The organism is Streptomyces sp. NPDC005811, from assembly GCF_040630405.1.
Classification (GTDB): Bacteria; Actinomycetota; Actinomycetes; order Streptomycetales; family Streptomycetaceae; genus Streptomyces.
Genome location: NZ_JBEXXK010000060.1, coordinates 40,581 through 62,831, shown reverse-complemented (window position 1 = coordinate 62,831; position 22,251 = coordinate 40,581). Strand labels below are relative to the sequence as shown.

Here is a 22,251-nt window from a genome sequence, read left to right as displayed (position 1 = left end):
CGGCCTCGCTCCTAGCGTGGAGCCATGACCACACCCGTCTGCATCAGCGCCTCCCACGGCCAGAGGCGGCCGTCTCCGTACCCGTCCTTCGCGTCGTACGTCAGAGCCCGCCAGCCGGTGCTGCTGCGCACCGCCCGGTCGCTCACGGCCAATCCGAACGACGCGGAGGACCTGCTCCAGACCGCGCTCGCCAAGACGTACGTCGCGTGGGAGCGGATCGAGGACCACCGGGCGATCGACGGTTACGTCCGCCGTGCCCTGGTGAACACCCGCACCTCGCAGTGGCGCAAGCGCAAGGTCGACGAGTACGTCTGCGACGAGCTGCCCGAGCCGGAGCCCACGGCCGACGAGGAGGACCAGGCCGAGCGCCAGGCGCTGCACGACGCGATGTGGCGGGCGATCATGAAGCTGCCGGACCGGCAGCGGGCGATGGTCGTGCTGCGGTACTACGAGGACCTCAGCGAGGTCCAGACGGCAGAGGTCCTCGGGGTCTCGGTGGGCACGGTGAAATCGGCGGTGTCCCGGGCGCTCGGCAAGCTCCGCGAGGACCCTGAGCTGGTGCTTGTCCGGTAGCGTGCCGACGTGGTGGTTTTACCGGGGCTTTAAGTGAGGTGATCGATCATCGCTACCTAGTGACATACCGCGCGGTATGTGCGCAGAATCAGCGCAACCGTTACCACCGCGTAGGCAATGTCGCCGCCCTGGGAGGACGCCGTGCTGAGCACCATGCAGGACGTACCGCTGCTGATCTCGAGGATCCTGACCCATGGGGCGACGATCCACGGCTCATCACGGGTGACCACCTGGACGGGCGAGGGCGCCCCGCAGCGCCGCACCTTCGCCGAGATCGGTGCCCGCTCAGCCCAGCTCGCCCACGCCCTGCGCGAGGACCTCGGCGTCGAGGGCGACGACCGGGTCGCGACCCTCATGTGGAACAACGGCGAGCACGTCGAGGCGTACTTCGCGATCCCCTCCATGGGCGCGGTCCTGCACACCCTCAACCTGCGGCTCCCGGCCGAGCAGCTCGCCTGGATCGTCAACCACGCGGCCGACAAGGTCGTCATCGCCGACGGCTCGCTGCTCCCCCTGCTGGCCCCGCTGCTCCCGCACCTGCCGACGGTCGAGCACGTGGTCGTCTCCGGCCCCGGCGACCGCTCCCTCCTCGCGGACGCCCACGCCAGGGTCCACGAGTACGAGGACCTCATCGCCGGAAAGCCCACCGTCTACGACTGGCCCGAGCTGGACGAGCGCACCGCCGCCTCCATGTGCTACACCTCCGGCACCACCGGGGACCCCAAGGGCGTGGTCTACAGCCACCGTTCGATCTACCTGCACTCCATGCAGGTCAACATGGCCCAGTCGATGGGCCTGACCGACGAGGACACCTCGCTCGTCGTGGTCCCCCAGTTCCACGTCAACGCCTGGGGCCTGCCGCACGCCACCTTCATGACCGGCGTCAACATGCTGATGCCGGACCGCTTCCTGCAGCCCGGCCCGCTCGCCGAGATGATCGAGAGCGAGAAGCCGACCCACGCCGCCGCCGTCCCCACCATCTGGCAGGGCCTGCTGGCCGAGCTCACGGCGAAGCCGCGGGACGTCACCTCCCTCACCCAGGTGACCATCGGCGGCTCGGCCTGTCCGCCCGCCCTGATGTCGGCCTTCGACGACCTCGGCATGCGGGTCTGCCACGCCTGGGGCATGACGGAGACCTCCCCGCTGGGCACCATCGCCCGCCCGCCGGCCCAGGTCGTCGGCCTGCCCGAGGAGTTCGCCTACCGCCTCACCCAGGGCCGCTTCCCGGCCGGCGTCGAGGCCCGCCTCAGCGGCCCCGGCGGCGAGCGCCTGCCCTGGGACGGCGAGTCCGCCGGCGAGCTGGAGGTGCGCGGCCCCTGGATCGCGGGCGCCTACTACAACGGCCCCGGCGGCGAGGCCCTGCGCCCCGCCGACAAGTTCAGCGAGGACGGCTGGCTGAAGACGGGTGACGTCGGCACCATCAGCCCCGACGGCTTCCTCACCCTCACCGACCGCGCCAAGGACGTCATCAAGTCCGGCGGCGAGTGGATCTCCTCGGTGGAGCTGGAGAACGCCCTGATGGCCCACCCGGCCGTCGCCGAGGCGGCCGTCGTCGCCGTCCCCGACGACCGCTGGGGCGAGCGCCCGCTGGCCACGGTCGTCCTCAAGGAGGGCGCCAGCGCCGACTTCGAGACCCTGCGCGCCTTCCTCGCCGAGGCGGGGAAGATCGCCAAGTGGCAGCTCCCGGAGCGCTGGACGATCGTCGAGGCGGTCCCGAAGACGAGCGTGGGCAAGTTCGACAAGAAGAAGATTCGTGAAGCGCATAGGTTGGGTCAGCTCGACGTGACAACCCTCTAGAGCCCCAGTGCCCCGGAGAGCCCCTGGCCGACGCCAGGGGCTCTTCCCGTCCTACGGGGCGTGATCGGCCCGCTGGGGGCCTTGTAGCGCGGCGCGCTGGCGCGGCGGGACGCCAGCAGCACGCGCCCCGACACCGGTTTACCCGACGACGCCAATATTTGGGGCACGGAAGAAGGCTTGGATTGAACGCCAGCTGGCTACTGCCCCGACTAGGGACGAGAAGTGGACGCGAGAGCTATACCAGACCTATGGCCGTCCCGTGACTCAGGCACGGTAGAGAACGACAAAGAGGCCCCTGCCGAATACGGCAGGGGCCTCTTTGTGCGGAGAGGGCAGCTAAGCCGCCCACACGACTTCTAGGTCCCGAGCAGCTCGCCCTCGCCGCCGCCCGCCGCCGCGCCCTGCGCGAGGCGGTGCGCCGGCTCTCTCCACACTGTGGCGGTCCCGCTCATATCCCAGTTCATCGCGTTCCCGCTCCAGCGGTTCAAGCGTCGCGATAGCCGAAGCTGCGGAGATCTTCTTTTGGTTCATCGCGGAAATCAGTTCGCTGATCTCCTGCTCAACCTCGACCAAGCGGGCCGCTTCAGGCCATTCAGCAGGAGCACTGGCCGGGGCCTTCAATCGCGCTTCAGCATCGTGAATCAAGTTAATAATGTGCTTGTCCAAGGGTTCCCCAGCCCTGGAGACTTTTCCGCATCCGCCGTCTTTAGCTGCCGGGCAGCGATACGTGAAGCGGCTTCCCTTGCTGCCTTCCTTCCATGAAGAACGCATATTGGCGAGCATGCGAGTTCCGCACTCTGGGCAACGGAAAATGCCGCTCAGAAGGTACTTATGATTGTTGCTCAGATTGTTTGACTTGTACTGTGCCTTGACGCCTTCGAGGACGGCGGTAACGGCGTCAAGCCTCTTCACGGCTCGAAAGCCGGCGAGGCGGGGGTTCGTGAGAATACCCTTCAGGGCAACGCGGGTGATTGGCTTTCCAGTGTTCCTTGAAGTGCGAATGCCCTTCTTCTGCCAATCGGCGGTGATTGTGGAAAGTCGTGTCCCGGCCAAAAGGTCGTCATGAGCCTTGGTAATCAATTCGGCTTGCTCAGGATCAACGGTGATCCGGTCGGATTTCCAGCCGAAGGGTGGGAACCCGCCGCCGTTTTTCCCGGAGTCTGCAAGCTCGCGATGCTTGCGGGCTACGCGTCTGCCGGTGTCAGAACTGGCCTTGTTGGCAAAGGCCACCATGACGCGGGCTATCGTGCGCCCGTCCGAAGTAGACAGGTCAAGGTCATTCGTGACGGTGCAGAAGACCAGTTCTGGGCGTTCCTCGAATACGTCGATCAATCGTTCAAGGTCGCGCGGTTGGCGGGCCAGTCGGTCAAGGTCATAGGCGATCACGCCGTCTATGACGCCCGACTGAAGGTCGGTCAGAAGCCTGCCGGTAGTCGTGGCGCTGGCGCTCAACCCCCAGCTCCTCGCCGTTCTTGTCCAGACTGATCCGGGCGTACCCCCCGAGCCTCACAACCAACGTGACCCCTCCCCGCCCTGCTGGGCTTCCTGCCGCGGCAGGCTGGCCGTCTGACCTGCGCTGATCGTTGATCATGAGGGTGGCGCAAGACCTATGTGTTTGGTGAAGGTTCTTGAGAAGGTGCTGCGCCGCCGGTACGCCGAGGGCGCGCTGGACGTCACGCAGCTCTGAGCGTGGCTCCGAATGCGGCTCTGAGTACGGTGGAGGCGCACGTCGGGCAGGTCACCTCGCGGCACCTGCCCGGCGTGCGCCGTTTCACCGTCGTACGGCCGTCGTGCTCCGCGTGCGTACGGCCGTAGCGCTCCACCCCAGCACCAGCCACACCCCCGCCACCGTGACCACGCCGCCCCAGCCGAAGTGGGTGAAGGCGACGCCCGCCAGGGCCGAGGCGGTGGCGCCGCCCGCGAAGCCCGCGACGACATAGGCGCTGTTGGCGGTGGCCGGGGCCGAGGTGGTGGTCAGGGCGAGGGTCTGGTTGGCGACATGGGAGGCCACCAGGGCCGCGTGGATGGCGACGGCGGCCACGAAGAGCGCCGGGAGCACCCGCCCGCCCAGCCAGAACAGCGGGACGGAGACGGCGGCGAGGACATAGGCGGTGCGCACGACCTTGGCCGCGCCGAAGCGGTCGACCAGACCGCCCGCCAGCGGCGCCACCACGCTCGCCGCGAGCCCGAAGAGCCCGAACAGACCCGCCGTCGCGGTCGACAGCCCGTACGGCTCACCCGTCAGCAGCAGCGCCAGCGAGGTCCACAGGGCGCTCCACGCGCCGTACATGCCGGCCTGCCGTACGCAGGCCCGCCACAGGTCGGGGGAGCGGCGGACCAGTCCGGGCATGGTGCGCAGGCCGCTGAGGAGACCGCCCTCGCGGGGGCGCCGGTGTTCGACGGGCAGCGCGGCGGCGGTCAGCAGACCGAGGGCGGCGGTGAGCACGGCCGCGCCCAGGAACACCGCCCGCCAGCCGAAGGCCTGACCGGCGAGTCCGCCGAGGACGCGGGCCGCGACGATCCCGGTGAACAGCCCCGCGATGACGGCCGCGACATGCCGTGCGCGGTGGTGGGCGGGGGCGCGTTCGGCGACCAGGGGCACCAGGAGCTGCGGGACGACCGTCGCGGCGGACGCGACCAGCACGGCGGCGGCGAGCGCGGCCGTGCCGCCCGCGGTCGCACCGGCGGTCAGCGCGGCCGTGGTGACCAGGGAGAGGACGGCGACCAGGCGGCGCCGGTTCACCCGGTCGCCGAGCGGGGCGAAGAAGAGCAGACCGGCCGCGTAGCCGAACTGCGCGACGGAGGCGATCCAGGCCACGGCGGACGGTGTGGAGCCGAAGTCGTGGGCGATCAGGGGGAGCAGCGGGGCCGCGACGTAGATGTTGGCGGCGGTGACGGCCGTGCAGAGTGCGATGAGGACGAGAAGGAGGTCCCCCCGGCGGCGCGGGGCGGCGGGCCGCCGGACGCGCTGCGGGACGGTGACTGCGGACGGCATGGCGGAGGCGCTCCTTGAAGGAGGGGTAACCAACCAGTTGGTTGGAGCATGGGGTGCAACAGTCTGGGGCGGTACCGGATTCCCGTCAACCAACTGGTTGGTTACTGAATCCCCGCCGCTACGATGCCCCCATGGCAACCACCCGCGACCCCGAGGCCACCAAGGGCCGGATCTTCGACGCCGCCGTCGCCGAGTTCGCCCGCTACGGCGTCGCCGGCGCCCGCATCGACCGCATCGCCGCGGAGGCCAAGGCGAACAAGCAGCTCATCTACGCCTACTTCGGCAACAAGGCCGAGCTGTTCACCCGGGTCCTGGAGAAGGCCATGCTCGACCTGGCGATCGCCGTCCCGGTCGACGCGGACGACATCGAGGGCTGGATCGACCGCGTCATGGACCACCACGTCGCCCACCCCGAGGTGCTGCGCCTGCTCTTCTGGGAGGGCCTGGAGTACGGCACCACCGAACTGCCCGACGAGGCCGAGCGCCGCGCGCACTACCGCGACAAGATCGCCGCCATCCGGGACGGCCAGGAGCGCGGGGTCGTCAGCGACGCGATCCCGGCCCGCGACCTGCTCTTCCTGCTCATCGCCCTGGCCAACTGGACCGCCGTCGTCCCCCAGATGAGCCGCATCGTGGTCGGCGCCGACCCGGACGACCGCGAACGCCTGCGTGCCTCTGTGCGGGAGGCGGCCCGCAGGCTCGTGGCACGGCCGTGACCCTCCGGCGGCCGTGACCCTCCGCCGGGCGGGACCCTCCGCCGGGCGGGGCCCGGGAGGGTTCTCAGTTGATGCCGATGCGGGCCAGCAGGTCCACGATCCTGACCTGGACCTCGGGGCTCGTCGAGCGCTCCGCCAGGAACAGCACCGTCTCCCCCGACGCCAGCCGGGGCCGGTCCACCTGGTCGACGGCGGCGGTGTAGACGACCAGCGGGGTGCGGTTGAGCTGGCCGTTCACCCGCAGCCAGTCGATGATCCCGGCGGATCCGGCCTGCCGCGGGTGCGTCTGCATCAGGTCCATCACCACCAGGTTCGGCCGCAGCTGTCCCGCGAGCGTCACGGCGTCCGCGTCGCTGGCCGCCCGCGCCACCTGCATCCCGCGCCGCTCCAGCGTCGCCGTCAGGGCCAGCGCGATCTCCGCGTGCTCCTCGATCAGCAGCACGCGCGGCGGGTGCTGCTCACTGTCCCGGGGCGCCAGCGCCTTCAGCAGGACGGCGGGATCGGCGCCGTACGCCGCCTCCCGCGTCGCCTGCCCGAGACCGGCCGTGACCAGCACCGGGACCTCCGCGGCCACCGCCGCCTGACGCAGCGACTGCAACGCCGTACGGGTGATCGGCCCGGTCAGCGGGTCCACGAACAGGGCCGCCGGGAACGCGGCGATCTGCGCGTCGACCTCCTCGCGCGAGTGCACGATGACCGGCCGGTAGCCGCGGTCGCTGAGCGCCTGCTGCGTGGAGACGTCCGGCGCGGGCCACACCAGCAGCCGGCGCGGGTTGTCCAGCGGCTCCGGCGGCAGCTCGTCGTCCATCGGCATCGGCCGCGGCGGATCCGCCACCTCGACGGCCCCACCGGGACCGTCCAGCGGCTCGGGGCCCTCGGCGGCGTTCTCGTCCGGCGCCCCTATGGCGTACGACCGTCCGGCCCCGTCGGTCGCCCCGGTCGCTCCGGGAACGAGCCGCGACTGACCGGCGAGGGAGGGCTGGGGCAGCGGCTGGCCCGCGAGCGAGGGGTGCGCGGGCAGGGGCGCCTGACCGGCGACGGGCTGCTCGGCCGGCGGATGCGGACGGGCCGTCTGCTCCGGGCGGGACGCCGGGTCCGGCGGGGTGCCCAGCTTGCGGCGGCGCCCGGAACCGCCCGGCGTGTGCGGGGCGGGAGTGGCCGTGGCCTGCGCGGCGGGCTGCGCCTGCTGGACCTGGGCGGCCTGCCGGGTGAAGGGGACACCCTGCCCCAGCGTCCGCACGCTGATCGACCGGCCCTGCGTGGAGTTGGGGTCCATCGGCAGCGCCGCCGCCTCGGCGGGCAGCGGCTGCGCCACGGGGGCGGCCGTGGGCACCGGGGCCTCGGGCGGGAGGGGGGTGCCCGTGCTGGGGGTGGCGGTCGGCGGGGCGGGGGTCTGGGCGGGGACCGGTCCACCGGGTACGGCGGGTGCCGCGGGCGTTCGCTGGGCGGCGCCGGGCGCGGACTCGGCCGGGAGCGGCGCGCCCTGCTGCGGCACGGGCTGACCGGGGGCGGGCTGAGGCAGGGCCGGCCGGCCGGGCAGCGCCTGGGCGGGAAGGGCCTGGGCGGGCAGCGCCTGGCCGAGGAGGGGCTGGCCGGGAAGGGCCTGCCCGGCCGGGGGCACCGGCTGCCCGGCGGCCTGCAGACCCGATTGCTGTGCCTGCGCCGCCTGCGCCGCCTGTAGTGCCTGTGCCGGAGCCATGGCCTGGTTCGGAGCCATGGCCTGGTTCGGGACGCCTCCGGGCGCCACCGTGCCCAGGGGCGGGACGGGGGCGGCCCCCAGCTCCGCGGGCTGGCCCACCGCGCGACGGCGGCGGCCGGTGGGCGCGTTCGTGGGGTGCGGCTGGGGCGGGGTGTGGTCGTCGACCTGGTCCTGCGCCACGGCGTCATGGCGACCGTGGTCGATCAGGGCGTCCTCGGACGAGCCCTGGGCGGGAATCTGGGCCACCGGAGCCTGACCGGGCACGGGAACCGGGACCGGCACCGGCACGGGAACCGGCCTGGCGTCCTGCGTCTGGCCGGGCACCTGACCAGGCATTTGGCCGGGCACCTGGCCAGGCACCTGGCTGGGCGGCTGACCGGGCACGCCCGGGCCGTCGTCCGTCCGGTCCGCCTCGGCGGGCGGCAGGGCGAACACCGTGCGCGGACCCGCCTCCTGCGCGGCGGCACGCTCGGACGCGGCGGCGAGGGCACGCCGCCGACGCCCGGTCGGCTCGCCGTCCTCGCCGGACCCGGCCGGTACGGCGGGCACAGCGGGCACGGGGGCACCGGCGACCGCGGGCAGGGCGGGAGGCAGGGCGTTCTGCGGTCCTTCGTCGGCGCGCCGGGCCCGTCGTCCGCCGGGCGGCGCGGGTACGCCCTGCGGCGGAACGGTGCCACCAAGGCCCGTACCCGCCGCGGCCGTACCGGCCGCGCTCTCGGCGGCGGTCACGACCGCGCCCTCGGCCACGCCCGCACCGGCGGGCTCGATCGCCGTGCCGTTCTCGGCGGGACGGGCGCGCCGCCGCCCGGAACCGCCGGAGGCCTCCTCGGCCCCCTCGGGCAGCTCGCCGGGCGTCTCGTCGGCGGCCGGGCCGCGGCGGCGCCGGCGCCCGGTGGGCGGAGCGTTCTCCGCCTCGGCGCCCTCGGCCGGGGCCGGAACCTCGCTCTCCAGGAAGGCGTCCACGGAGGACCGGCGGGCCCGGCGGCGGCCGGGAACCTGCTCGGCGGGCGGCTCGCCGTCGCCCGGGGCACTCTGCGCCGGGGGCAGGGCGGCGGGCAGCGCCGCGGGCGCCGGAGGGGCGACCGCGCCCGCTCCACCCCCGAGGGGGACTTCGAGGACGTACGCGCTGCCGCTCATGCCCGGCACCTCGTGCGTCTGGAGCACGCCCCCGTGGGCGCGCACGATCCCGCGCACGATCGGCTCGTGCACCGGGTCGCCCCCGCTGTACGGTCCGCGCACCTCGATCCGGACGACCTCGCCGCGCTGGGCGGCCGCGACGACGACCGTGTTGTCCATGTAACCGCCCGCCGAGACGGGCGCGTTGCCGGTGGCGTCGACCCCGGCGACGTCGGCGACGAGATGCGCGAGCGCGGTCGCGAGCAGCCGGGCGTCGACCTCGGCCTCGATGGGCGGCGCGTGCACGGCGAACTGCACCCGGCCGGGCCCGATGAGCTCGACGGCCCCGTCGACACCCGCGGCGACGACCGCGTCCAGCATCACGTTCGTACGGACGATCTCCGCGCCGCCCGCGTCGAGACGCTGGTAGCCGAGGACGTTGTCGATGAGGGTGGTGATCCTCGAATATCCGGCCGACAGGTGATGGAGCACCTGGTTGGCCTCGGGCCACAGCTGCCCGGCGTCGTCCGCGGCGAGCGCGGCCAGCTCGCGGCGCAGCTCGTCGAGGGGCCCGCGCAGGGAGGTCGCGAGGAGGGTGAGCAGCTGGTCGTAGCGCCCGGCGAGGGCGTCGTAGCGGTCCTTCTCCCGCTCGCCGAGGGCCGCGTAGCGCTCCTCGGCGGAGGCGACCTCCTCCGTGTGCTCCTCGCGCAGCTCCTCCAGCTCGGTGACGTGCTGCTGGCGGAGCGCGGTGAGGTCGGAGGCGTGCTCCTCGGAGAGCCGTTCCAACTCGTCCTCGTGCCGCTTCTCGACGTCTTCCTTCTCCGCGACGAGATCGTCGTACGACCGTCGGTCGGTGAACGTCATCACGGCGCCGACGAGCTGGTCCCCGTCGCGCACCGGGGCGGTGGTCAGGTCGACCGAGACCTTCTCGCCGCCCTTGGACCACAGCACCTGCCCGCGCACCCGGTGCTTGCGCCCGGAGCGCAGGGTGTCGGCGAGCGGCGACTCGTCGTACGGGAAGGGCGAGCCGTCGGCGCGCGAGTGCACGATGAGGGTGTGCAGCTCCTTGCCGCCGAGGTCGCTGGCCCGGTAGCCGAGGATCTGCGCGGCGGCCGGGTTGACGAGCACGATCCGCCCGTCGGTGTCGGTTCCGACGACACCTTCCGAGGCGGCGCGCAGGATCATCTCGGTCTGCCGCTGCGACCGGGCCAGCTCGGCCTCGGTGTCCACGGTCCCGGTCAGATCGCGTACGACGAGCATCAGCAGCTCGTCACCGCTGTAGCCGTAGCCGTCGTAGGCCTGCTGGCCGTTCTCCAGGTTGGCGCTGGTGACCTCGACGGGGAACTCGGAGCCGTCGGTGCGCCGGGCGACCATCCGGGTCGGCTTGGTCCGCCCGCGCGGGTCCATGTGGTCGGGCCGGCGCATGGAGCCGGGGATCAGCTTGGAGTCGAACTGCGGCAGCAGATCGAGCAGGCCCCGCCCCACCAGGGCGGTACCGGGCGTCTCGAAGGCCTCGAGCGCGATGGTGTTCGCGTTGACGACGGTCCCGTTGGCGTTGACCAGCAACAACGCATCGGGCAGCGCGTCGAGTATGGCTGCGAGGCGAGCAGCGCCTCGGGATGGCCTGCTGCTCACGAGTCGCTTCCTCCCTGTTACCGCACCTTGCCGACCGCTCGGGCCATCTTGCCAACCGGCCCGCAGCGTGTCACGCGAGGGAGTCTAAGGGCTGGGTTCCCGTCTCAGGCCCCGGATGAGAGGGAGCTCGCACGACGAAGTGACGCAGAACGTGTGACCGTCGTATGACCTTCGCGGGAGATTTACGGGACGGGTGAACACGCCGTGGGAACCCTGTGGGGGGTCTGCCGCCCCGGGGCGGCGGCCACAAAACGGAATCCGGGCTACCGCCCTCGGGGCGACTCTGGAGGCTCTGGCGGGTCTGGCGGGTCGGCTCAGGCCGGTGGGGCGGGTCGGCGGCCGGGCAGCGCGGGCAGCAGGGGCACCATCCGGTCCCACCGCTCGATCGCGCACCCGTCGCTGCGGTCGTACGTCGCGTCGACGGGCCGTCCGGCCCAGCGGCCGGTGACGTGGGCGGTGGCCGGTCCGCCGTACCGCATGGTGCACAGCGAACCGCTCGGCACCGGGGCGAAGGGGTCCCGCCCCCAGCGGGTGCCCCGGTCCACGGTCCGGCAGGCGCCCGACACGTCCGGGTGACGGCCGCCGGCGGGCCGGCACCACACCTCGAACACCCCGTCGATCCGCCCGCCCGCGTGCCGGACGGCGACGACGAGGTGATCCTGGTCCGCCCGGTCCTCCTCCCGGACGGGCGGGGGCGCGAGGACGGCGCCGGCGGAGGCGGGGGCGGGGAGGAGGGCGCCGAGGGCGAGGGCGCCGACGAGGGACAGGACGAGGGTGCTGCGGCGCCGCCGGGGCGGGCTGCTGCTGGGCGAGAGGGCGGTGACCTGCGACATGCCAGGACCAACGCGGCGCCACGCCGGACGTTGCGCACGGGGAAGCCCTTTGCCCTGTGACCCGACTGCCTAGTACCGTGGACGTCGATTGGTGACAGCACGCTCGACTGTGTCATCATCTGCACGCACCACTCGCACCCACGCGAGAGGTTGTGCTGGAGGCGTCGCCTAGTCCGGTCTATGGCGCCGCACTGCTAATGCGGTTTGGGCCTTAAAGCCCATCGAGGGTTCAAATCCCTCCGCCTCCGCCAGATCTTCCGAAGCCCCGGTCCGTTCACGGCCCGGGGCTTCGTCGTACCCCGGACCTCTCTTGATCGCCCCCTGAAGGCGTTTCCGCAGGTCACAAGGGGTACGGCAAACGGATTTCACATGTCGGCGGCAGTCATGTAATGTTCTTCCTGTCGCCGAGAGCGGCCCGGAAGGGCAAGGATCGAAGACAAGAAAAACCAAATAACAAGCACTCGTAGCTTAACGGATAGAGCATCTGACTACGGATCAGAAGGTTGCAGGTTCGAATCCTGCCGAGTGCACACAGGTGAGAGGCCCCGGAGTGATCCGGGGCCTCTTGCGTTTCAGGGGGTGTGCAGCTTCGAAGACCCCGAGGCCTCAGGAGTCGGTCGGTACCCACTGACGCGCGTTGTGGACGTTCGTGCCGTACCAGTAGTGGGGCAGGCCCTTGATGCCGCTGGTGCGGAACGGGCGGCCGTGGTCGTCGATACGGACCGTGCCGGTGCGGCCCTGGGAGGACCAGTCGAGTTCCAGGTACCAGGTGCAGTCGTAGGACTCGGTCGTCGCGGTGACCTCCACCACCTCCGGGTCCTCGGCGGAGACGCGGTAGGGGAACCGTACGGCGGGGAAGGGCTTCCCGCTGTCGTTGCCGGGGCGCGCGTGGGCGATCGGGCGGTCGACGTCCAGGTCCACGGAGAAGTGACGGGGCGGCAGATCGCTGCCGCAGCCCTGGCCCATGGCGTACGCGTTGCCGGTGACCGGGGCGCCGCGGCTGACGACGCGGACCCGGAGGGCCTCCAGGACCACGGCCGTGGACGACGTGCCCTGCACCGAGATCTGCACCGTCGTCTGCCGCCCGGGCACCGCCTGCTGCGTCGCCGCCCACACCTCGGCGTCCTGCTGTACCGGCGGCGGGGGCACCCGGGCCGGCTCCTTCGCGATGACGTAGTCGTGGCCGCAACCGCCGTCCCAGATCTGCGAGTCGGCCGTCCAGGCGAGCGGCACATCGGTGGGCACGGGGGAGGCGCTGTTCGTGTCCGACGACGTTGCCTCCTTCGGCTCGTGAGACCGGTCGGCCGACAGCGCCGACACACTGCCCAGCGTCGCCAGCAGCACGGTCGCGGCGGCGGCGCCGACGAGGGCGCGGCGACGGCGGTACCAGGGCCGTCCGGTCGAGCGGGCCGCATCCCCCGGGGCCGACGACTCGGGCCCGCCCGGTCCGGGCCCGCCCGGTCCGCGAGTGTCGCTGCGCGTGCCTTCATCCGCACGCCCCGCCGTCCGGCCGTCCGGCTCCGGCGCCCCCTCGGACGGTGTCGGTCCCGCCGCCTCCGCACCCGTCCTCGGCCGCTGTCGTGCCGTCATCGCGAGCAGCCACAGTCGGTGCAGATCGAGCCGCTCCTCGGGTGTCGCCCCGCAGAAGGCGGCCAGACGCTCCACCGGGGCGTAGTCCTGCGGGACCGCCTCGCCCGCGCAGTAGCGGTGCAGCGTGGACGTGTTCATGTGGAGACGGCGGGCCAGGGAGCCGTAGCTCCTGTCCGAGCGGTTCTTCAGCCGGCGCAGCAGCGCCGCGAACTGCTCGACGTCGTCCTCGGTCGACACCGTTCCCCGTCCTCTCCCGTGTCCCCGTATCCCAGGCAATCCATATACCTGCACGTCAGGTGGGCCGGGATGGTTCCACCCTCGCCGGACGGGCGTTCGGCGTTGTGCGGGGCCGTCATGACGGCTGATGCTCTTGGCGTCGCAAGAGCGCTGACCGGGGCCGCCCTCCGCCACGGGGGTGGGGAGGGCGGCCGACCGGCCGCCGACAGAGCCATGCGTGAGCGCCTTCGGCATCGCCGCACGACGGCCCCGCAGTGGAGACACCGGGCCGGGAGCAACCACCCACGGATCAGAAAAGGAAGACGCACATGAACAGGAAGTCCCCCACACACCGTCGTCCGGGCCGCCGCGCGGTCGTCGCCGCCGGCCTCGTCCTGGCTGTCGGACTCGGTGTCTCGACACAGGTGTCGGCACAGGCGTCCGTCCATGCCCCCGCACAGGTGTCCACCGCCGCAGCGCAGTCGGTCGGCGGCACGCACGGCCAAGCGCTGACCAGGGTCGCCGACTTCTACGGCGCGTACATCGACGCGAAGGGCGACTACGCGGATCCGGATGTCACGCTGGCCAAGGCACTCCGCAAGCACTACCTGACGCCCGACTTCGCCAGGCGGCTGGCGGTCTGGGAGAGGCGGAACGCGGCGGACGGCGTCCTGCGTGCCCAGAACGTCCCGGCGAAGTGGAAGGTGACCGACAACGGAGCCATCGGTCACGCCCACGAGGTCATCGTCACCCTGACCTTCGGCAGCGGAGAGACGACGCAGAAGATCAAGCTCTTCGTACTGGTGGAGCGGTACAACCGCATCTCCGACATCGCCACCACGAGCAGCCGCTGACGACGGGGCCGACCCCTCGCTGCCCGCCGTTCGGGGTCACTGCTGTTCCGACGGGGACCGGCAGTCGTTCCACAGGGCGGCGAGGCGGGCCGGGATCCGGGGGACGGCGGCGCAGCCCCGGGGATCGGCGGGGAAGCCGGCACTGGCCACGTAGCGCCAGCCGGTGCCGGGGCGATCGGTGAAGTACTTCATCGCGGCTCCGTCGTCCTGGAGCGCGACCTGCTCGGCCACCGTGCTGCCGGCGGTGGGCCGGAAGCGGGTTCCGGCGTAGCGGACGCCGTCGCAACTGCCGTAGTAGAAGGTGCCCTGGACGGGGGCGAGATGGCGGAGGGGCGGCTGGGCCTGGCTGCCGTAGGCCGCCGTGACGTCCGCCTTGACGGTGGGGGTGGCGAGCAGGGAGCGGCAGGTGCCGGTCCGGGGCGGGGAGCCGGCGGTCGTGTGTCCTGCCGATCCGCCCACCGCCGCCGCGGAGGCCGCGGGTGACGGCGTCCGGGTGGTGGGCGGGGGGCTGCTCCGGGCCGTGGCGCTGTTCGGCGTGCAGCTCGTCAGCAGGGCCACTGCCGCAGCGGTCATGCCGAGAGCGGCACGGCGGGACAGGGAACGGGTTCGGCGTGCCATTTCGAACCATCCTCTCCGGTACATCCAGGTAGGCCCGAGATGGCGTAACCCGGATATGTTCTCCCGATCTTGTCCCCTAGGACGCCACACCGGGCGCCACGGTTTCGCCTACCGTCCGCTCCCGAAGAAGCCGGACCTCAGGTCCGTGACGACCGCGTCGAGCGGATGCCCGCTGACCACGAACGGTCCGCTCCAGGACGCGCTGAGCGCGAACAGCAGGGCCAGGCTCAGCCCGACCACGCACGACACGCCCGCGACGAGCAGGGATGTGCGCAGGCCGGTGCGGAAGACCAGGGCGCCGGAGTTCACGATCAAGGCCAGTCCGCTGACCGCGAGCGTCACGACGTAGAGCACGGGAACGTCGCGCCCGGCGGCGGCGATGCGGGCGCGCCGCCCACTGGTGACGCCGTCGAGGGACACCACCAGCTCCGTGCCCGTCGTGGTGCCCACCTCGGGCCGGGCCGCCTCGGCGCGCACGCTCCGCTCCAGCCGTGCGATCGTGCGAGCGGTGGCCGGGTCGTCGCCGTTCGCCGCTGCCGCGCCCCTCCACTCCTTGGCGCGCGTGGTCCGCAGGTAGTCCAGCAGCGCCGTGTGGATCGGCTCCGAGTGGACCCGGGGGCTGGTCGCCGCCCATGCCAGGCGGGAGGCCGCGGCCGCCTCGTCGCTCACCAGCGCCTCCGCGGCGCGCACATAACCGGCCTCGCTGGCCAGGGAGAGCGCCGCGAAGATCGCGAAGGCGGCGCCCAGGGAGGACATGAGGGGCGTCGCGATCTTCGCCACCTGGTCCTGTTCCCCGGCCGGTACCAGCACGCGTACGCCGATCCGTGCCACGGCCGTGAGCAGGAGGGCGAGGAAGAGCCCGCCCACGACCAGCACCACCGCGGGCAGCGAGGTCAACCAGGTCATGACATCACCACGTCATCCACCTACAGCGCGTCAGTTCACCGGACGCCTCATGGTCACAGCTGGAGGACCGGCGACGGCGGAGACGCCCGGCACGGCAGCGCGCGGCGTGGGCCGAACAGGGGACCGTCAGACCCGGGGCTCCGGTGGGACGCGTACGAAGCCCTTCGGCCACTCGTCCTCGTCGAGGGTGTGCTCCTCCACGACGAAGCAGTCCGGTTCGGCGGAGAAGCCGGGCAGGGGGCGGGCCCGGTGGATGCGTTCCTCCGCCTTGTCGAGGGTGGAGTAGACGCCGAGCAGTTTGGGGTCGTCGCCGTCCTGTTCGTCGATGTACACCGTCTCGCCCTCACGGTGCACGGTGGTGCCGTCCGCACCGGCTTCGTTCTGGTGTCCCACGTGCCACAGCAGATAGACCGTCATGCGGCGGAGAGTACTGGCGTGCCCTCACCTGGGCGCGTAGATCACCTCGTCGAACGGCCAGTCGTCGCGGAGCCAGGCGGAGACGGTCCGGTGGAGTTCGGGGTCGAGCGGGGCGTGGTCCGCCCGGACCCAGGAGCGGACCTCGGGGAGGGGAGGGGCCTGGAGGGGCGGGTCCTGACGGGGCGGGTCCTGGCGGGACGGGTAGATGTAGACGCAGCCGATCACCTCCCCCTCCGGGACCGACAGGACCGTGTAGGTGAAGCCGGTGCGTTCGTCGAAGTCCTGTGCGTGGCGGCGCAGGTCCTCGAGGTTGGCCTCCGGGGACATGCCCGCGAGCGGTGGCCAGGCGCGGCCGGCGAAGCCGGGGGTGGCGCGGATGTGGGCGATGCTGGAGGTCCAGGCGGCGTGGTCGGCGGCGTTGTGCCGGGGGCCGAGGGGCTCCAGACGGAAGGCGGGCGTGGCGGGCGGGGGCGGGAGGACGAAGTCGGCGGCGACCAGGGGGACATCGGGGGACGGCATGGCCGGAGGGTATCCCCGAGGCGCCCCTTCGAGGAGTGCGCGGCGAAGCAATCCGGCGACAACAATCCTCGGGTCGGATGCGTTCGAACTCCGTTACGATCAGCGGCCCGTTGTCGCTCGTTGCCGCCCCACGCGTCCGGCGTGGCTCTCGTGGAAGGACGCCCCCACAGTGCAGGGTCCGCTGCCGCGCCGGTCCAAGGGACCGTCGGCGATCGCCGCGGCGTCCGCCCGGGGCGCCCGTGCCGAGGCCGGGGACGGTTCCGGGGAGGACTCCCGAGGTGCGGCGGAGGGTGAGCCGGAGGCCCCGCCCGCGGTGATGTCCTCGGCCGCCGAGTCGTTCGTCGCGGAACTCGGGGAACGGGAGGCGACGGCCCGTCCGGACGGTGACGGTGACGGACACGGCCGTACCGGTGTCCGCCGAAGTCCGCTGAGCGGCGGGGCGGGTGACGGGCGCACCGGCCCGGGCGCCGGCGGCCGGGCCGCGGAGCCGGCCGCGCGGCGGCGGCGGTTGCCGCGGGCCGTGTGGTGCGTCGGCGCCGGAGTCGTCGTCGCCGTGCTGATCGCCGGTGTCTTCGTCGGCCGCGACGGCGGTGACGGCCGGTCCTCGGCGGCCGTACCGGGTGCCGGGCCCGATCACACCCGGGGAGGCGGCACGTACGGCCCGCCGCCCAGCGTGCCCGGGTCGGCCTCGGCCTCGGCGTCCGCCTCGGTGTCCGCCTCGCCGTCGGCCGACCCTACGAGTGCCTCGCCGAAGGCGTCGTCGGTGACGGAATCCGCCACCACCGGTACGTCGTCCCGCGCGGACGCCCAGGACGGGCCGGCCGCCACCTCCGGGGCCGCCACCCAGCGGAGCGGCACCGCCTCGGGCGGCGGTGGCGGCGGCGGTTCCTGTGTCTCCGGCGCGGGCTCCGGCCCCATCACCGACTACTCCGTCTGCGTGTCCTCCGGAACCGTCACCTTCCGTGCGGCCTTCCACGCCTCGGACCGCTTCTACCACGTCTTCCTCGACACCGACGGCGACACCTCGACCGGCTACCAGCTCCCCTACCCGTCGCCCTCCGCCCTCGGCGCCGACTACATGATCGAGAACGGCGGCCTCTACCGGAGCCGTTCGACGGAGTGGAGCTGGAGCGAGCTGGGCACCAGCCCCTCGATGTCGGTGAGCGGCTCCACCCGGACCTGGACCCTGCCGCTGCGGGGCATCGGCTCGCCGAGCCGGGCCCAGCGGGTGGAGTTCCACGTCGGTTCCGACTACACCTCGGTCGTCTCGTTCACCCCGTGACGGGCTCCCCGCCCTCGTCGGCGCGGCGCTCCTCGCGGTACGCGTTCGCCAGGGCCGTCGCCCGGGTGAACCAGTCCGTCAGCACCGCGATCTCCGCCGGGGAGTAGTCCGCGAAGAGATCGTTCAGACGGTCGTAGTACGGCTGGTAGAGCGCGTACGCCCGGGCCACGGCGGAGGGTACGGCGGCCACCCGGACCCTGCGGCGGTCCTGGGGATCGGGGCGCCGGGTGACGTAACCGGCGCGTTCCAGCCGGTTCAGGATGCCGGTGACCGCGCCGGTGGTGACGTGCACGCGGGTCGCCAACTCGCCCGCCGTCAGCAGGTCCTCGCCCGCCTGGAGGACGTAGGCGAAGCAGGTCAGGTCGGTGACGTTCAGGCCGAGGCGCTGGGCCATCTCCTGCTGGCCGATCATGCTCGCCGCGATGAGGTCGTCCATGGCCGAGATCGCCTGGGCGGGGGTCGCCGGGGGGCGGGGGCGGGGTGGCTGGGCTGTCATCGCGGGCGGGGTTCCTCTCGGAGGGTTCGTGCTGGGTCCTTGTTATCTGCTTTCGGTTTCTCTTACCTTGTAAGAGGTTCAGTACATCAACTTCTTAGATTGTGAGGGAACGGTATGGCGGGTCATCAGTACGACGAGGGGCACACGGTCGCCGGCTGGACCGGCGTCGCGATCGCGACCGCCGGGACCGCGGTGACGGGGGCCGGGGTGTGCGCCGTCTCCCCCGCGCTGCTGGCCGGCGGGGGCGCCGTGGTGGTGCTGAGCGCGCTGGTCACCTGGGCGCTGCACCTGACCGGGTGGGGCAAGCCGCCGGGGGTGCGGCCCCGGGCGGAGTGGGGCATGCGGGTGCGGGACACCTCGGCCCTCGACGGTCATCCGGAGTGCGTCGGATGCCGGCTCGCCGGGCGGAAGGCCTCCGGGCGGAAAGTCTCCGAGCGGAACGTCACCGGGCGGAAAGCCGCAGGCCGGAGCGTGTTGTCAGAGGTGGGGGCTAGCGTGGTGGGCGATGGCACAGGCATGGAAGTGCGCGGGGCTGCGGTGGGCGACTGAGGGTCCCGTGCTGCTGTGGGACGGGGGCCGGCGCAGCCGGCTCACCCGAGGGAGGCGGGTGGCCTTCGCGGTCGCGGAAGGGGGTGTGCGGGAGTGTGCCGGGGCCCGGGGACATGCGTGCCCGGTGCGGGCGGTGGTGTCGGCGAGGAGTACGGGGGCGCGGTGCGAGGAGTGCGCGCGGCTGGACCGGGCGCATTCCGTCGCCGCGGACGGGATCGCCGACGATCCGCGGCCGTACCGGGTGTACCTGGCGTGGTTCGGGCCGGGGCTGGTCAAGGTCGGGATCACGGCGGTCGGGCGGGGGCCGGCGCGGCTGCTGGAGCAGGGGGCGATCTGTTTCAGCTGGCTGGGCAGCGGACCGCTGATGGCCGCCCGGCGGACCGAGGAGCTGCTGCGGGCCGCCCTGCGGGTCCCGGACCGGATTCCGTACGCCGAGAAGCGGGCGGTGCGGGCCGCGCTGCCGGGGGACGAGGAGGAGCGGGTCGGTGAGATCAGGGAGTTGCACGGGCGGGCCCTGGAACTGGCCGAGTGGCCGGAGTCATTGACCCGGGCGCCCTTCGAAGGCGTCGACCATCTGCGGGTGTTCGGCCTCGACACGGCACCCGCGGCCCGGGGCGAGGTGACGGAGCTGGCTGCGGGATGCGTGGTGAGCGGCGAGCTGGTGGCCGCGGCCGGTCCCGATCTTCATCTGGCGGGCGGGGAGGGGGTGATCGTGCTGGACACCCGGTTGATGAGGGGGTGGGAGCTGGTTCCGGCCGGTTCCGGGGACGGAGCACGCGTACGTCTTCCGTTGCGGGAGTTCAGGGAGGAAGGGCACGCACAGGACGGCCTTTTCTGAGAGAGGCGGCCGGAACCGATCGGTACGGCCTGCGCGTTGCCCAGGTGGAGCACAGCCACGGGTCCGGCCGGCCCGTACCCTGCTGATCGGGGAAGACGGCCGGTGAGCAGGGCCTGAGCCGCCCGAGATCAACTCGGCGTCAGGGGTTGCCAGGCATTGCCTGAGAGGCTCCTGTGAGTTTCTTAGGGAAATCACAGGTTCTGGAAAGAGTGTTCTCAGAGGACACCGACATGGTGTTCCCCATGACCACGACCTCGCCCCAGGGGCGCACCGAACTGCTGAGGCCGGACGGGAGCCCCGTCCGAGTGCTTGTGGTGGACGACGAGCTGTCGATCACCGAACTGCTGTCCATGGCCCTGCGCTACGAGGGATGGCAGATCCGGAGCGCGGGTGACGGCACCGGTGCCATCCAGACCGCCCGGGAGTTCCGTCCCGACGCCGTCGTCCTCGACATGATGCTGCCCGACATGGACGGGCTGACCGTCCTGGGCCGGCTGCGCCGTGAGCTGCCGGACGTCCCCGTCCTGTTCCTCACCGCCAAGGACGCCGTCGAGGACCGTATCGCCGGTCTGACCGCCGGTGGCGACGACTACGTCACCAAGCCGTTCAGCCTCGAAGAGGTCGTGGCCCGGCTGCGTGGTCTCATCCGCCGCTCCGGTGCCGCCGACCGGCGCTCCGACTCCGTGCTCGTCGTCGGTGACCTCACCCTCGACGAGGACAGCCACGAGGTCTCGCGGGCCGGGGAGAACATCCACCTCACCGCGACCGAGTTCGAGCTGCTGCGCTTCCTGATGCGCAACCCGCGGCGCGTGCTCAGCAAGGCGCAGATCCTGGACCGGGTGTGGTCGTACGACTTCGGCGGGCAGGCCAACGTGGTCGAGCTGTACATCTCCTACCTGCGCCGCAAGATAGACGCGGGCCGGGAGCCGATGATCCACACCCGGCGTGGGGCCGGTTACCTGATCAAGCCCGCCGCGTCATGAGCGGGCGACGACGGCCGCGTGCGCAGAAGAGACGAGCGGGAAAGCCGCGCACCCTGCGGACCCGGCTCGTCGTCGTGTCCGTGACCCTGATCGCGGTGGTGTGCGCGGTGATCGGGACGGTCACCACGCTGGTTCTCCGGGACCACTTGTACGGCCAGCTCAACGGCCGGGTGGGTGAGGTCGCAGCGCGCGTGGCTCCCCGTGAGGGTGGGCCGCCCAACCAGCCCAAGAACGGCTCCGCCGTGTCCGGCCTGCAGGGCAAGGCGAAGACCGCCTCCCTCGAGGAGTTCGTCAAGGGCCCGCAGTCGGACAGCACGGTCGTCGCCAAGGTCGTGAACAAGGTCATCACCGACTCCGAGCGAGGGGTGAAGACCAGCGACTTCTCGATGGACTCCACGGGGCTCACGGACGCCCAGATCAAGGCGCTCAACTCCGTTGCCCAGGACGGCAAGATGCACACCGTCGAGCTGCCCGGCCTGGGTTCGTACCGCGTCAAGTACGCGTGGAACGACGACGCCGCCTACTACGTCGGCATCCCCACGACGGACGTCGACAACACCATCAACACCCTCATCATCGTGGAGATCAGCCTCACCGTCGCCGGTCTCATCGCCGCAGGCCTCGCCGGGACCGTCATGGTCAACGTCGCGACCCGCCCCCTCCGCAAGGTCGCCTCCACCGCGACCCGGGTCTCCGAGCTGCCCCTGCACACCGGTGAGGTCAACCTCAGCGAGCGGGTGCCCGAGTCGGAGACGGACCCGCACACCGAGGTCGGCCAGGTCGGCGCCGCGCTGAACCGGATGCTGAACCACGTCCACGGCGCCCTGCACGCCCGCCAGGAGAGCGAGATGCGGGTCCGACAGTTCGTCGCGGACGCCAGCCACGAGCTGAGGACACCGCTCGCGTCCATCCGCGGGTACGCCGAGCTGACCCGCCGCGGACGCGAGGAGGTCGGCCCCGACACCAAGCACGCCCTCGGCCGCATCGAGTCCGAGGCCGGGCGGATGACCCTCCTCGTCGAGGACCTGCTGCTGCTCGCGCGGCTCGACGCCGGGCGCCCGCTCCAGTTCGAGCACACCGACCTCGTACCGCTGGTCATCGACACGATCAGCGACGCCCGCGCGGCCGGCCGCGACCACGTCTGGCGGCTCGAACTGCCCGACGAGCCCGCGCTGGTCTCCGCCGACTCGGCCCGCCTCCAGCAGGTGCTCGTGAACCTGCTGGCCAACGCCCGTACGCACACCCCGCCCGGGACGACCGTCACCGCACGGGTGCAGCGGCGCGGACCCTGGCTGTGCGTGGACGTCCAGGACAACGGTCAGGGCATCCCGCCGGACCTGCTGCCGCACGTCTTCGAGCGGTTCGCCCGAGGTGACTCGGCGCGCTCCCGCTCCACCGGCTCCACCGGCCTCGGTCTCGCCATCGTGCAGGCCGTGGCGACCGCGCACGGCGGTGCCGTGACGGTGGACAGCGTGCCCGGGCACACCGTCTTTACGGTGCATTTGCCCGCCCTTGCCCCCGCCGTTCCCCAGCCCGCTCCCGAAACGAACTGGCAACTGGACTCACAGGTCGAGCACAGTGCCACCACATGGGTGCAACAGGGCGCTTGACGAAAGTCG

Annotated in this window: 19 protein-coding genes and 2 tRNA genes; 11 read left to right on the top strand and 10 right to left on the bottom strand. The window is 72.1% G+C overall.

Annotated elements, in window-relative coordinates:
• The first annotated feature begins 24 nt into the window (after positions 1-24).
• Entirely contained in the window at positions 25-573 is a 549-nt protein-coding gene (locus ABZ490_RS42950) for a SigE family RNA polymerase sigma factor (RefSeq protein ID WP_359003217.1), read from the top strand.
• A 117-nt stretch (positions 574-690) separates the two neighbouring features.
• Positions 691-2,370: a long-chain fatty acid--CoA ligase gene (locus ABZ490_RS42945; protein WP_359003215.1), complete on the top strand. Its 1,680-nt coding sequence runs from the start codon at positions 691-693 to the stop codon at positions 2,368-2,370.
• A gap of 336 nt (positions 2,371-2,706) precedes the next feature.
• Here the strand turns inward: ABZ490_RS42945 and ABZ490_RS42940 are convergent, their stop codons facing one another.
• Both ABZ490_RS42940 and ABZ490_RS42935 read right to left on the bottom strand, forming a co-directional pair.
• Positions 2,707-3,822: a recombinase family protein gene (locus ABZ490_RS42940; protein ID WP_359003213.1), complete on the bottom strand. Its 1,116-nt coding sequence runs from the start codon at positions 3,820-3,822 to the stop codon at positions 2,707-2,709.
• 319 nt (positions 3,823-4,141) lie between these two features.
• Positions 4,142-5,365 carry an MFS transporter gene (locus ABZ490_RS42935; protein ID WP_359003211.1) on the bottom strand — a complete coding sequence of 408 codons (1,224 nt, stop codon included), beginning with the start codon at positions 5,363-5,365 and terminating at the stop codon, positions 4,142-4,144.
• A 131-nt stretch (positions 5,366-5,496) separates the two neighbouring features.
• Between ABZ490_RS42935 and ABZ490_RS42930 the strand changes: the two genes are divergently transcribed.
• Positions 5,497-6,081: a TetR family transcriptional regulator gene (locus ABZ490_RS42930; protein ID WP_359003209.1), complete on the top strand. Its 585-nt coding sequence runs from the start codon at positions 5,497-5,499 to the stop codon at positions 6,079-6,081.
• Between the two features lie 64 nt (positions 6,082-6,145).
• Here ABZ490_RS42930 and ABZ490_RS42925 read toward each other — a convergent pair whose 3' ends face one another.
• Both ABZ490_RS42925 and ABZ490_RS42920 read right to left on the bottom strand, forming a co-directional pair.
• A complete protein-coding gene (locus ABZ490_RS42925; protein ID WP_359003207.1) occupies positions 6,146-10,531 on the bottom strand; it encodes a PAS domain-containing protein in 4,386 nt (1,461 codons plus the stop codon).
• 314 nt (positions 10,532-10,845) lie between these two features.
• Positions 10,846-11,364 carry an SSI family serine proteinase inhibitor gene (locus tag ABZ490_RS42920; protein ID WP_359003205.1) on the bottom strand — a complete coding sequence of 173 codons (519 nt, stop codon included), beginning with the start codon at positions 11,362-11,364 and terminating at the stop codon, positions 10,846-10,848.
• A 157-nt stretch (positions 11,365-11,521) separates the two neighbouring features.
• On the opposite strand from ABZ490_RS42920, the gene ABZ490_RS42915 reads away from it, so the two are divergent.
• Positions 11,522-11,615, top strand: a tRNA-Ser gene (locus ABZ490_RS42915).
• Between the two features lie 206 nt (positions 11,616-11,821).
• Positions 11,822-11,894, top strand: a tRNA-Arg gene (locus ABZ490_RS42910).
• A 76-nt stretch (positions 11,895-11,970) separates the two neighbouring features.
• Here the strand turns inward: ABZ490_RS42910 and ABZ490_RS42905 are convergent.
• Entirely contained in the window at positions 11,971-13,191 is a 1,221-nt protein-coding gene (locus ABZ490_RS42905) for a helix-turn-helix transcriptional regulator (protein WP_359003202.1), read from the bottom strand.
• A 308-nt stretch (positions 13,192-13,499) separates the two neighbouring features.
• Between ABZ490_RS42905 and ABZ490_RS42900 the strand changes: the two genes are divergently transcribed.
• The gene (locus ABZ490_RS42900) at positions 13,500-14,024 is read left to right on the top strand and encodes a hypothetical protein (RefSeq protein WP_359003200.1); all 525 of its coding nucleotides are present in this window, start codon (positions 13,500-13,502) and stop codon (positions 14,022-14,024) included.
• Positions 14,025-14,060: 36 nt separating this feature from the next.
• Here ABZ490_RS42900 and ABZ490_RS42895 read toward each other — a convergent pair whose 3' ends face one another.
• The 4 genes from ABZ490_RS42895 to ABZ490_RS42880 all read right to left on the bottom strand — a co-directional run bounded on the left by ABZ490_RS42895 (position 14,061) and on the right by ABZ490_RS42880 (position 16,484).
• The gene (locus ABZ490_RS42895) at positions 14,061-14,597 is read right to left on the bottom strand and encodes a hypothetical protein (protein ID WP_359003198.1); all 537 of its coding nucleotides are present in this window, start codon (positions 14,595-14,597) and stop codon (positions 14,061-14,063) included.
• A gap of 153 nt (positions 14,598-14,750) precedes the next feature.
• Entirely contained in the window at positions 14,751-15,548 is a 798-nt protein-coding gene (locus tag ABZ490_RS42890) for a hypothetical protein (protein ID WP_359003196.1), read from the bottom strand.
• 126 nt (positions 15,549-15,674) lie between these two features.
• Positions 15,675-15,965, bottom strand: coding sequence for a hypothetical protein (locus ABZ490_RS42885; protein WP_359003194.1), 291 nt, complete (start codon positions 15,963-15,965; stop codon positions 15,675-15,677).
• 24 nt (positions 15,966-15,989) lie between these two features.
• Complete coding sequence (locus ABZ490_RS42880; RefSeq protein WP_359003192.1) at positions 15,990-16,484, bottom strand: N-acetyltransferase; 495 nt, start codon at positions 16,482-16,484, stop codon at positions 15,990-15,992.
• A 169-nt stretch (positions 16,485-16,653) separates the two neighbouring features.
• On the opposite strand from ABZ490_RS42880, the gene ABZ490_RS42875 reads away from it, so the two are divergent.
• On the top strand, positions 16,654-17,766 hold the full coding sequence (locus ABZ490_RS42875; protein WP_359003190.1) for a hypothetical protein: 1,113 nt from the start codon (positions 16,654-16,656) through the stop codon (positions 17,764-17,766).
• Here ABZ490_RS42875 and ABZ490_RS42870 read toward each other — a convergent pair.
• Complete coding sequence (locus ABZ490_RS42870; RefSeq protein ID WP_359003188.1) at positions 17,756-18,262, bottom strand: MarR family transcriptional regulator; 507 nt, start codon at positions 18,260-18,262, stop codon at positions 17,756-17,758. The two genes, ABZ490_RS42875 and ABZ490_RS42870, sit on opposite strands and share 11 nt — an antisense overlap.
• Before the next feature lie 114 nt (positions 18,263-18,376).
• Here ABZ490_RS42870 and ABZ490_RS42865 point away from each other — a divergent pair, with 114 nt between their 5' ends.
• The 4 genes from ABZ490_RS42865 to ABZ490_RS42850 all read left to right on the top strand — a co-directional run bounded on the left by ABZ490_RS42865 (position 18,377) and on the right by ABZ490_RS42850 (position 22,242).
• On the top strand, positions 18,377-18,811 hold the full coding sequence (locus ABZ490_RS42865) for an HGxxPAAW family protein (RefSeq protein ID WP_359003186.1): 435 nt from the start codon (positions 18,377-18,379) through the stop codon (positions 18,809-18,811).
• Positions 18,768-19,649: a DUF2797 domain-containing protein gene (locus ABZ490_RS42860; protein ID WP_359003184.1), complete on the top strand. Its 882-nt coding sequence runs from the start codon at positions 18,768-18,770 to the stop codon at positions 19,647-19,649. The genes ABZ490_RS42865 and ABZ490_RS42860 overlap by 44 nt, the downstream gene beginning before the upstream one ends.
• Positions 19,650-19,891: 242 nt before the next feature.
• Entirely contained in the window at positions 19,892-20,632 is a 741-nt protein-coding gene (locus ABZ490_RS42855) for a response regulator transcription factor (protein WP_062701118.1), read from the top strand.
• Positions 20,629-22,242, top strand: a complete 1,614-nt coding sequence (locus ABZ490_RS42850; RefSeq protein ID WP_359003181.1) for a HAMP domain-containing sensor histidine kinase — start codon at positions 20,629-20,631, stop codon at positions 22,240-22,242. Before ABZ490_RS42855 ends, ABZ490_RS42850 begins: the two co-directional genes overlap by 4 nt.
• Positions 22,243-22,251 lie beyond the last annotated feature (9 nt).